Raw genomic sequence first — 11283 nt, 5'->3', positions numbered from 1 at the left:
TAGCAGAGCTTGAATTAGCCCTAGACGATCCTATTGAGCCTGTTCGAGCTTATTCAGCTTGCGCTATAGGGCTTTTAGGGACACAAGAGATTCTGCCCAAACTTGAGGTGTACTTATCATCAGAAGAGTCCCTAGCTACAAAAGCTGAAATCCTAGTTGCCAGATATCGATTAGGTGTTCGCGATGATTTAACTAAGCTGCTAAAATTACTCGAAGATGCTGATGAGCATCTGGTAGGTATCATTCTTAACATTCTACGAGACTTAGCAGAACGAAAAGTCCCTCTAACCCTTGCTCTTGATGCGCCGCAGATTCGTCAAATTCTGACTGCAATTGCACAGTCTTTTCCTATTCACCGAAATTACGCTGAACGGGTTATTGCTCAATTAAAAGAAGTAGAACTTCAATTCACAACCAAATGAGAGCAAATCAAGTATTTATTTGACGACATAATAATTTCCAGTTTCGATTACACTCTTGATTTGGTAGGTCATTGGCGGATGGTGTAGGAACAGAATGGGCGAAAAATTGAATATGAATAAAGTATTAATTCTCACATAAATAATGTGTAAATCTTAAAATAGTTTGCTAAATGACTCAAAACAAAATGTATAAGTTTGCTGCCGCTTCAGAAGACGAATCGATCGTATTTGGTGCTGCTAGACCTGGATACAGAAATATACAGGTCGATCGCTGGATTGAATTTATGCAGAAGCAAAACATCGAGCGCGTTTGCTGCTTGCTTCCTCAAACTCAGCTAGCTCGCTATGCAGATTTGCTGGGAACGTATCGAAATGTATTTGGTTTAGATCGGGTTTGTTGGGCACCTATTGAGGATTTTCAATTAAGCGATCGTCAAACCTTAATTGAGGAAATTTTACCTTTTTTAGCTTTTGCAAACCAACAAAATGAGAAAGTTGTCGTGCATTGTTCTGGTGGAATTGGACGCACAGGACACATTTTAGCAGCTTGGTTAGTGAGTGGGCGAGGATTGTCCAACCAAGATGCGATCGCAGCAGTGAGGCGAACGGGGAGGAATCCCTATGAAGCAGCGATAGTCGCTCCCCTGAAAGGTCGAAATCCCTGGAAAGTCGCGGCGGAACTCAACGCACTGCTCAATGATTGTCGGGATACTAAAAATTAGGATAAAACGCGATCGCAACTACCGCCATACTGCTGAGCCAATGACTGAGCATCTACTGAACACAAAACTGAGCATTTCTGCCCAATAAACGCCGTTAGGCTGGAGACATAAGACAAATCGTATCAAGAGGTTACTCCTATGACTCAGACTATCGAACAACAACCAGGTGGCTTATACGTTGAAACTCCCGATCGACAAAAAATCGCCTTTCCTCTCAAACACACAGAGGTACAAGCCAAAGTTGCGGGAAATATCTCGCGGGTGGAAGTTACCCAAACCTTTGAAAATCCTTTCACTACAACGCTGGAAGCCGTCTACATCTTCCCGTTACCCGATGAAGCAGCCGTCGATGATATGCTGATTCGGATTGGCGATCGCACTATCAAAGGTAGCATCAAAAAACGTCAAGAAGCGCAACAAATTTACGAGCAAGCCAAACAGCAAGGACGCACCGCCGGACTCCTAGAACAAGAACGCGATAACATTTTTACTCAATCTCTTGCTAACATCAAGCCTGGGGAAGAAATTGATGTAATTATTCGCTATTCCGATAGCCTGAAATTCGAGGCGGGGAATTATGAATTTGTGTTTCCAATGGTAGTTGGCCCGCGTTACATTCCAGGCACAACAATTGAGGGAAATACAACTGGGGGTGGTTCTGCTGCTGCACCGATGACTTTAAATCAAGATACCGATTTAGTGCCGGATGCTTCGCGCTTGAATGCTCCCATTTTACCATCAGGAACTCGCTCCCGACACGATATTAATGTAAATGTCGAAATTGATGCGGGTGTGGCAATTCGGGATGTGCGATCGCCATCTCACCAAATCCAGGTTACTCATGAAGAACAAATCGTGCGAGTAAAACTGGCCGATGGAGATACCATTTCCAACAAAGACTTAATTTTACGCTATCAAGTGACAGGCGATCGCACACAAACCACCGTCTTAACCCAAGCTGACGAAAAAGGCGGACACTTCGCAGTTTACTTAATTCCCGCAATTGCATATCAACCGAATCAAAAGATTGGTAAAGATGTCGTCTTTCTCATCGACACATCTGGCTCGCAAGCTGGTGCGCCGCTAATGCAATGTCAGGAATTGATGCGCCGCTTTATCAACGAATTAAATCCAGACGATACCTTCAGCATCATTGATTTTGCCAATACAACTCAGCAACTCTCCCCCGTTCCTCTAGCCAATACACCGCACAATCGATCGCTGGCAATTCAATACATCAACAAGTTAAATGCAGGTGGCGGAACCGAATTGCTGCGCGGTATTCGCGCCGTTTTGAATTTCCCAGTCACAGATCCGGGACGGTTGCGGAGTATTGTGTTGTTGACCGACGGTTATATCGGTAACGAAAATCAAATTTTGGCAGAAGTACAACGACATCTCAAATCTGGAAATCGCCTCTATAGTTTTGGTGCGGGTAGTTCCGTGAATCGTTTCTTGCTCAACCGCATTGCCGAAATAGGTCGGGGTATTTCTCGAATTATTCGACACGATGAACCGACTGATGAAGTAGTCGAGAAATTCTTCCGGCAAATCAACAATCCCGTTCTCGCTAATATTAACTTGCAATGGGAAGGCGATGGTGAATCTCCAACTATCTATCCTTCCACACCACCAGATTTATTTGCAGAACAACCATTAGTTTTGTTCGGGCGCAAACAGGATTGTCGTGCTGGCAAGTTGCACGTTACCGGAGTTGCAGCGGGTGGTACTCGCTATCAACAAACTTTTAATTTGAACTTTCAAGAAACGGGAAATCCTGCGATCGCACAACTTTGGGGACGTTCTCGCATCAAAGATTTGATGAATCGGATGGTCAGCGGAGATACAAAGGCAGGTGTGGAAGCGGTGACGGATACTGCTCTTACCTATCAATTGTTATCGCAATATACCGCTTTTGTGGCAGTCAGTGATGATGTGCGAGTCGATCCAACAGATGCTTCTGTCTCTGTGCAAGTACCTGTGGAAATGCCGGAAGGTGTTAGTTATGAAGGTATTTTTGGCAACGTTGCTTACAATTCTGCTCCCGCAATAGCTCGCGCTGCATCCGATCCACCTGAGTTTTTGCAACGCCGAAAAGTCAACTATTCTGCTACAGTACGTCCAGCACCTATGTCTCCTTCCAGTCCGGCTTCTGCAATGGAGTCATCTGATGAGTTCGATATCACGCTGATAAATCCAGGCTTGATGTTTGAAGACGATGAACAGTTGCAAGCACCTAATCCCCAACGCCCTGGAATACCTCCTGCGCGTCGTTCCCCTGGAATGTCTTCTGTCCCTCGCCTACAGGTTATCAGCGCCACCGGACTGGATAACAGTGCGATCGCACTTCTCACCCAACATCTAGAATCGATTCAATTAGCGGCAGGTGTCAGTGGCGATTTAGTCTTTGAGTTACAGGTGAGTAAGGGACGGGTGAGACAGGTTGTTTTGGATGAGCAAGCATCTTCTGTGAAAGAACAAACCGTAATTGAGGCAATTCGTCGAGCGCTGCTGATTTGGCGACCAATGCCAAGTATTACGAGTACCGTTGTTGTGACATTACGAATTCAACCGTAATTGCGGCGATGCGATCGAAACCGGGGTTTTCCCGGTTTTTTTGCACTGATATCGTGTCTGGCTGCATCGGTAGTACATTAGCGATACGAACAATTGCCTGTGGGAATCAAGGGTTAAATTTTTACCGCAGATGAAGACAGATAAACGCAGATAAACGCAGATAAGAAAGCAACGCAGATAAGAAAGCGATGTTTTTATGTAACGGATGCCGTCGGAGACGATCTGAATAGTCTATCGGGGAACAATCGGCAAGGAAGGAACATCAGCCAAATTAGCAGCAACAGACTTCCCAGAATTTATGAGATCGCAATCGTAGGGAGGACAACTTGCTAACTGCGGTCTTGAGCGATCGCTAAATCGCTCATCATTTCATGGTTTGCAGAAATAGTCGATCGTCTGTTGTAGATCCTATTTGTACCGCAAAAATTAGAGCGACAATCTAGCAGGAGATTAGTTTATATGAAGTCTTTCCCTTTATTGGCCATTGTGCTTGGTTTTGTATCTGTTGGTTTGGGAATGAGTGCATCGCTTGCTAGCAAGATGGAAAACTCTAGTTCACCAAGCACTGACGCTAACCTTATTGCTCAAAATACTGCCAATAGTCAAGAATTCATCGCCAGAGGTACTGAACCATTTTGGAATGTTACCGTTAATCGTCGTGGCATTGTCTATTCAACACCAGAGGTCAGAAATCGACGATACCCATACACCGCACCTTTGGCAGCAATGGGTCGTCCTGCGGATTTAGTACGAGTTTATCGACTCAACGGTCAACCTAGCGGCGTACTGGTGATTAAGAAAGTCAATGCTTGTAGTGATGGGATGTCAGATAATGTTTACCCCTACGATGCAACTCTTATCTTAGGAAATCAAGTGATGGAAGGTTGTGCCCAAAAAAGGTAATTGACAGACTGTAAGGGGAGTGGGAGAGTGGGGGAGCAAAAAGTCAAAAGTCAAAAAGGGGTTAGGGATTAGGGGTTAGGGGTTAGGGAAAGTCAATTATTCAAAAATTCCTCTTCTTCCCTCTCCCTCTTCCCTCTCCCTCTTCCCTCTTCCCTAACCCCGACGCCCTAGTCCCATTGCACAGGAGCGAGTTGATAATAGCGTTGCAGTAGCTGATAAAGTGCCGGATGCTGATTTTGCAATTGGTGCGGTTTTTCAAAGAAAGTTTCTGTCGCTACGGCAAAAAATTCTGCGGGGTTTGTTGCGCCATAGCTATCGATTACTGTCTTTCTATCTAGTTGAACATCATTACAAAGGCGCTGATATTCTTTTGTCATCACCTCAGCCCAAATGAGATAATCGGAGTTTTGCTGCAAAACAGGAACCGCTCAACGAAACTTACTCAAAAAATTTTTGGACAAAAAAGCCTTTTGGTCAATTTCTGACCAGAGGGGATGGTTTTTTGTGATGATATGACGTTCAACCAGCTTCATATTGTGATTATAGTGTGAAAAGCTTTTTTGTGATGATATGACGTTCAACTAGCTTCATGTTTTGATTATACGAAAAGAAGGGCTTTGTGAAAACAACTCTCGCCAAAACTTTCTCACTATTGGTATCTAGCTATAATAATAAAGAAGATTGAGCAGGATTAGCTAGATTTTTAGCAACTGCATTTACCCCTAAATTGAAAGTGGCATCTGGTATTGGGACAGTTGAAAATCTGTCTTAAGGTGAATCGCCAAATTCTGCGATCGGCTGGATGATTATAGCTGTGAGGAGTGAAAAGTGAACTGAAACGAAAAGCCCTTGGAGTCGAAACACGGACAGACGCCCAAGGGCTTTTCAGTTGTCGGGCAATTCCTCTAGGAATCTGAACCATTAAAACTGTAGAGGGGCAGGCGGGCAGAGGGAAAAAACGAGGAATTGAAATAAAACCCAGATCGGACTTGCAAAAACGAGCCAATATCATTTAGGCTGATTTGATATCCCTATTTTCCAAGAGAAGCGCAAATGCCCGATTCCAAAAATAATATCCTCAAGATAGATGCAGGAACTCTTGTTTTAATTATATCTGCCCTTATACTTTTGCCCCTTCTATTGGCTGGCTTCTTCTCCCAATAAGTATTGTTTGACAAATCAGTGATATCGTGTCAGGTGGCATCGGTAGTCTAAGGCTGATGCTCTCATATTATCTGTCTGTAGGAATTAGGGGTTAAATTTTTACCGCAGATGTAGGCAGATGAACGCAGATGAACGCAGATAAGAAATCAGATAATAATACATTTTTTTATGCAGCCGATGCTATCGGATATGATATGTGTTAAGCGATTTGGGATTTGGGATTGATTTTTCCTTAAAAGGAAGGGATTTTAAATTCGGAAAACTTTTTTGATGATTCTCCTCGAAATGTAAGGCTTGAATACGCTTTTTTTGAGTCATCAGCAGATATTCTACTGATATCCCGCTGCCTGAATTGAAAAAAGCTTTTGGTAAAGTCCCTGTGCCTTCAACAATTCGGCGTGAGTCCCTTGTTCTAGAATAGTTCCTTCCGACAGCACCACAATTTTATCGGCTATACGCACAGTAGAAAAGCGGTGGGAAATCAGCACAAGCATTTGATTTTTAGTAAGTTGGGATAAGCGTTCAAAAATCTCTGCTTCTGCCATCGCATCCATTGCTGCCGTCGGTTCGTCCAACACCAAAATATCTGCTTCAGTTCGCATAAATGCGCGTGCGAGAGCTATTTTTTGCCACTGTCCGCCAGAAAGTTCCGTTCCTCCTTTAAACCATCGCCCCAACTGAGTAAAAAACCCATTAGGCATAGATTCGATAAAAGGTTTAGCTTGACTCTTTTCGGAAGCAATTTGCCAACGTTCTAAATCTTCTAAGTTTTTCACATCGCCAACACCGACATTTTCTCCTACTGTAAATTGGTAACGAACAAAATCCTGAAAAATGACGCTCATGCGTCGGTGCAGTACCGATATGTCCCATGACTGCAAATCCAATCCATCCAGCAGAATGCGTCCTCTAGAAGGTACGTACAATCTCGTTAAAAGCTTAATTAAAGTAGTTTTTCCAGAGCCATTTTCACCGACTATGGCCAATTTTTCTCCTGGTTTCAGGTGTAGTGAAATACCCTTTAAAGCTGGTTGGGATTTTCCCGGATAAGTGAAGTATACATCCTCGAAACGAACCCCATCGTGGGGAATTAAACCAAAGGTAGCTTGACCATTAGATTTGGGGATTTCTTGTTCTAGAAATTCATATAAGTTGGATAGATACAAGTTATCTTCGTACATCCCACCGATGGAGGTAAGAATGGAGGAAAAAGTAGACTGTCCTTGACGGAATACCATCAAGTACATGGTCATATCTCCAAGGGTGATGCGATGTGCGATCGCTTCTAGTACAATCCAAGCATAAGCAAGATAAAAAGCAGCTATACTCAGCAATCCCAACAAGAAACCCCAAAATCCCCGGCGTACAGTCAAATCCCGGTCTTCGCCGTAGAGTCGTTGAAAAATATCCCGATAGCGTTGTAGCAACATTGGTCCCAACTGGTACAGTTTAACTTCTTTGGCGTAGTCTTCTCTAGCGATTAAAGTTTCCAAATAACTTTGCTGTCTGTTTTCCGGAGAACGCCACCGAAACAGGCGAAATGCTTCCAAAGCAAAGCGAGTTTCGGCAACGAAGGCAGGTACGGCAGAAAAAGCGAGTACCGGTACTGCCCATACTGAAAATTGCAGCAACAAACCGCCGTAAGCGACAAGGGAAAGAGCATCTTGAACTAACTTGAAAGTTCGGTTTACTAAACTCAAAGGACGACTTGATGCTTCGCGCCGCGCCGTATTCATTTTGTCATAAAATTCGGAATCCTCGAAGTAGGGAAGGTCGAGGGTGAGCGCTTTTTCTAAGATGAGAACGTTAACTTTTTGCCCTAATTGAACTCGCAGTAAAGATTGGCAGAGGGAGAGACTTCTTTGCGTGCCTGTTAATAAGATAACTAAGAGAGCCTCCAATCCAACATAACTTAAAGCATTGGTGCGATAATTTGTTTGTGCTTCGCCAGAAGCATGGACTACTGCATCTACAATTAACTTGCCGATGTAAGCTACTGCCCCTGGTAGCAAACCAGCAATTAGGGTGAGGATGGCAAGAACGATTGTGAGGATGCGGTTTGTACTCCAGACTAAGATTATAGCGCGAGCGTTGTACTGGAATAGCCCCAGGTATTGGCGTAGGCGTTGCCAAATTAGTCTTGCAGCATTGGCTTTTTTACGACGAATCATGTTTTTCATATGCCGTCTATAGGTTGTGCTATCTCATCTATATTCGGATAATTGCTTTCGCTATCTTTTAAGATAGTGATGAATGCTTGTATTATGGTAGAGTACAGGCGACTGGGTATAAGTCGCTCTTACCTATACTTTAAACAAAAAACTGGCTCTCCTGTTTTTGTTGTGATACTAGAGACTTATCTAATCGTAGGGTGGGTTAGACACGGGCGATAATTTCAGCGTTTTCAACGAATAATTTAGTTCCCGTGCCGTCACCCACCATCGCACTGTAACATAAACGAACACTTTCTCCATAAATATGAAAGAGCCCAAAATGACCGAGAATATACCGAATAAAAAAGAGCAACTTTTTGATTTGTGGGCACCTAACTACGATTGGCTTTTTACATCAGTTTTTTACCAAGCTATCCACGTTAGGCTACTAGAATATATCAATTTACCGCCACAATCTCACATTCTAGATCTTGGCTGCGGTACGGGAAAGCTACTCAATCGTTTAGCTGCTAACTTTTCCGATTTACGCGGTATTGGGCTGGATTTATCCACCCAAATGATACATATTGCTCGTATGAAAAATTGTCATCGCCCTCGTTTGATTTATATAAAAGGAAATGCCGTTGCTCTTACTTTTGCAGATAATGAATTTGATGCGGTTTTTAATACTCTGAGTTTTCTCCACTACCCCGTACCCGAGCAAGTTTTTCAAGAAGTAAGTCGGGTATTAAATACCCAAGGACGCTTTTATCTAGTAGATATAACAACTTGGAGAAAACTCGATTCGGAATATGAGCATAGAGCTTTTTTGCCTAATAATATCCGATTTTATAGTCCAAAGGCACGGGAAGAGTTAGGGAGAGAAGCAGGATTAAATTGTTTGGGTCACTACTATTTGTTAGGGCCAGTTCTGTTGACGATTTTTGCTAAATAAACTAATCTCGCACTAAAGAATCGCAGATTGTATACGAAAGTTGTGTATTATTGGCGATTGATAAATCCGGCTGATTATGCAATCCGCACGATCGACACTGTAAAAGTCAAGGGTAAATCGCAATTGGTCACGGTTCATGAAGTTTTCGATGCTGACCCGCCAGAAATCAAAGAGGGTAATTTAGCTAGGCTGCAAATATTTAAGGAAGCTTTGTCACTTTACGATGAAGGAAAGTTTTCTGATGCAGCGCGACTGTTTGCAGCGTGTTTGGGCCAGAGTAGAGGAGATCGCGTGGCGAAAATCTATTTAGAACGCTGTCAGCAGGATTAGATCGATCGTCTGTGGAGAGAATTTTCCCATCCCATACCTTATAAGTGGGAACTAATTTGGCCATAAGTCGTTTAATATGCAAACCGCTTAATTTTCAGATAATCATTCTTTATATCAAGGGGTTGAGGCGCGATCGCTACTCAACTCTTTATCACTGTTAAGCACAACTTCACCAAAACATTAAAACTTTTTATTTATTCCTTTACCTAATAAGTGCTTTACCTTTGTATAGTGGAAATAGCGATAAGCAAAACTGTTAACCCAAAAGTAAAACAACAAGTTTAAATTATGAATATGATGCTGACTGACAATCGGGATGTTACTCTACCTGCTGCAAGCACCAGTTCTCAACAAAGTCTGCAAGCTGCCAAACTGATCGAACCCCAATTCGATTTGCTGCAACCTGTGCGTCAGTGGCTTGACCAAATCGAGGTTCGGGACGCCAAATTTGCTAAACTGCTCTACAAAGTTATTCCCGCTCAGTGTCCGTTTGAACGCGATATCATACTCTTCGGTCGCAAGGTCGCCCATATTCCACCCTTGTGCAAGCTCAATCCGCTTTACGATCAATTAGTAGGTTTGCGTTTTCGCGCCCTTTGTTATTTAGTCGATCGATGTGGTATTGATATAATGTCTTACTCCTGAGCGAAGTAGAATGGACATCAAAATTGAACGTCAACCCAGTCAAGAATATCTCAACCGATTGGGAGTATCGAAATGGCCGATTTGGACTAAAGAAGTATCGGAATTTCCCTGGACTTACGACGAGGCGGAAACTTGTTATTTTCTGGAAGGCGATGTGGTTGTAACCCCCCTTGGCGGACAGTCGGTGCAAGTTGGAAAAGGCGACTTGGTGACGTTTCCAGCGGGAATGTCTTGCACTTGGAACATCAAGAAAGATGTCAGAAAGCATTATATGTTTGGCTAATGGATAATGGTTAATTGTTCGTGGTTTGCGGTTAATAGCAATGAACAATTAACGATTACCATCCAACAAATTTGCGGAATTCCTCAAAGAAGCGATTGACGTTGTTGAATTTGTTGCAGAAAGGCTAACGCGGGATTTAAGGTTGCGATCGTCATCGCGGATATCCGGTAAGCCGCTAACCTAGCTTGGGCAACTTATCCGGGTTTACACCCAAATTGACATAAAATTTAATAACTTGTAGAATACCCGAACTAATTGCACAAAAAAACAGCCATTTCTTTGGATAAAAGATGCAGCAGTTTGTCAGTCTACTTTGCGATCGCTTCTCTACAGTTAATTTAGGCTTTATGCTGCTGTTTGCGCTTTAGCAGTACTCCGCCTGTAGCGCCAAACGCCAATAAAGCCAAGGCAGAAGTAGGTTCGGGAACGGAGTTGGGTGTGGGAAGATTTCTGCCTGCCAGGGACATAATATTCCCGTTGGCATCAACATCCACAATATTGAGCCCAAAAGTTCCATTAAAGATGTTGTGAGAAGCGTTTCCGTTGATATCGTTGTTTGTCAGACCTAAACTCGCTCCAAAAGGTGTAACTGTAAAACCTTGTTCTGACTGATTCAAAGCGGTACTTGTCGTGATAAAAGGTAGGTAGCCAAACCAGCCGCCATTTGGGGTAAGATGAGCACCGTTGTTGCCTTCTGCCATAGCATACAAACCTCCTCCATCGTTAAGGAAGTCTATGATGTCACCAGACCGGGCATTCAAAATGTCCAGTTCTGCCTGTGTTAGGATACCGCCGAAGTCCGAAGCTACGACGATCGCGCTGTAGGTAGTGCCCAGCTGGTCTAAAGCTGCATTCAATCCACTAGCATCAATGAGATCGAAGTCAGTACCAAGGGTGTAACCGCTGGCAATAATACCATTGACGCCGTTGACGTGACCTCCTGGGGGAGTAATCTGAGACTGCACAAACAGGAATTTGTTAATTCCGCCGGCGACAAATGTGTTGAAGGCTGGGTCCATTACATAGTCGATCGCCACATTATTGATTTTCCGCGCACCTGGGATGTTTCCACCCACATAAGCATGGAAGTCTGGGTCATGACCGGTCAGAAAAATAGATACAGCCCAGC

The 11283-nt window shown here is 43.5% G+C and carries 10 protein-coding genes and 1 pseudogene; 8 read left to right on the top strand and 3 right to left on the bottom strand.

The genetic code is table 11. From position 1 onward, the window contains the following. The 4 genes and pseudogenes from H6S82_RS06160 to H6S82_RS06145 form a co-directional block, all read left to right on the top strand. A pseudogene (locus H6S82_RS06160) lies at nucleotides 1-422 on the top strand (HEAT repeat domain-containing protein); the annotation flags it as partial. Nucleotides 423-592: 170 nt separating this feature from the next. Next, nucleotides 593-1144 (top strand): dual specificity protein phosphatase family protein, encoded by a 552-nt coding sequence (locus H6S82_RS06155; protein ID WP_242056838.1) that lies wholly within the window; start codon nucleotides 593-595, stop codon nucleotides 1142-1144. A gap of 138 nt (nucleotides 1145-1282) precedes the next feature. Beyond that, nucleotides 1283-3721, top strand: a complete 2439-nt coding sequence (locus H6S82_RS06150; protein WP_190463267.1) for a VIT domain-containing protein — start codon at nucleotides 1283-1285, stop codon at nucleotides 3719-3721. 459 nt (nucleotides 3722-4180) lie between these two features. After that, nucleotides 4181-4624 (top strand): hypothetical protein, encoded by a 444-nt coding sequence (locus H6S82_RS06145; RefSeq protein ID WP_190463269.1) that lies wholly within the window; start codon nucleotides 4181-4183, stop codon nucleotides 4622-4624. A gap of 167 nt (nucleotides 4625-4791) precedes the next feature. On the opposite strand, the gene H6S82_RS06140 is transcribed toward H6S82_RS06145, so the two are convergent. Next, nucleotides 4792-5040: a zinc-dependent peptidase gene (locus H6S82_RS06140; RefSeq protein WP_190463271.1), complete on the bottom strand. Its 249-nt coding sequence runs from the start codon at nucleotides 5038-5040 to the stop codon at nucleotides 4792-4794. A gap of 1077 nt (nucleotides 5041-6117) precedes the next feature. Next, a complete protein-coding gene (locus tag H6S82_RS06135) occupies nucleotides 6118-7968 on the bottom strand; it encodes an ABC transporter ATP-binding protein (RefSeq protein ID WP_190463273.1) in 1851 nt (616 codons plus the stop codon). Between the two features lie 298 nt (nucleotides 7969-8266). On the opposite strand from H6S82_RS06135, the gene H6S82_RS06130 reads away from it, so the two are divergent. The 4 genes from H6S82_RS06130 (at nucleotide 8267) to H6S82_RS06115 (ending at nucleotide 10154) form a co-directional block, all read left to right on the top strand. Next, entirely contained in the window at nucleotides 8267-8896 is a 630-nt protein-coding gene (locus H6S82_RS06130) for a class I SAM-dependent methyltransferase (protein ID WP_322111862.1), read from the top strand. Between the two features lie 42 nt (nucleotides 8897-8938). Beyond that, nucleotides 8939-9226, top strand: coding sequence for a hypothetical protein (locus tag H6S82_RS06125; RefSeq protein ID WP_206756611.1), 288 nt, complete (start codon nucleotides 8939-8941; stop codon nucleotides 9224-9226). Between the two features lie 288 nt (nucleotides 9227-9514). Beyond that, nucleotides 9515-9871: a Mo-dependent nitrogenase C-terminal domain-containing protein gene (locus tag H6S82_RS06120; protein WP_199315164.1), complete on the top strand. Its 357-nt coding sequence runs from the start codon at nucleotides 9515-9517 to the stop codon at nucleotides 9869-9871. A 10-nt stretch (nucleotides 9872-9881) separates the two neighbouring features. Then, nucleotides 9882-10154, top strand: a complete 273-nt coding sequence (locus H6S82_RS06115; protein ID WP_190463277.1) for a cupin domain-containing protein — start codon at nucleotides 9882-9884, stop codon at nucleotides 10152-10154. Nucleotides 10155-10492: 338 nt separating this feature from the next. Here the strand turns inward: H6S82_RS06115 and H6S82_RS32670 are convergent. After that, nucleotides 10493-11283, bottom strand: a 791-nt coding sequence (locus tag H6S82_RS32670) for a PEP-CTERM sorting domain-containing protein (protein WP_199317868.1), incomplete at its 5' end; no start/stop codon positions are given.

Source organism: Planktothrix sp. FACHB-1355 (assembly GCF_014748295.1).
Taxonomy (GTDB): Bacteria; Cyanobacteriota; Cyanobacteriia; order Cyanobacteriales; family Aerosakkonemataceae; genus Aerosakkonema; species Aerosakkonema funiforme_A.
Note: the sequence above shows the minus strand (reverse complement) of the source record. Positions and strands in the feature narration are given on the sequence as shown.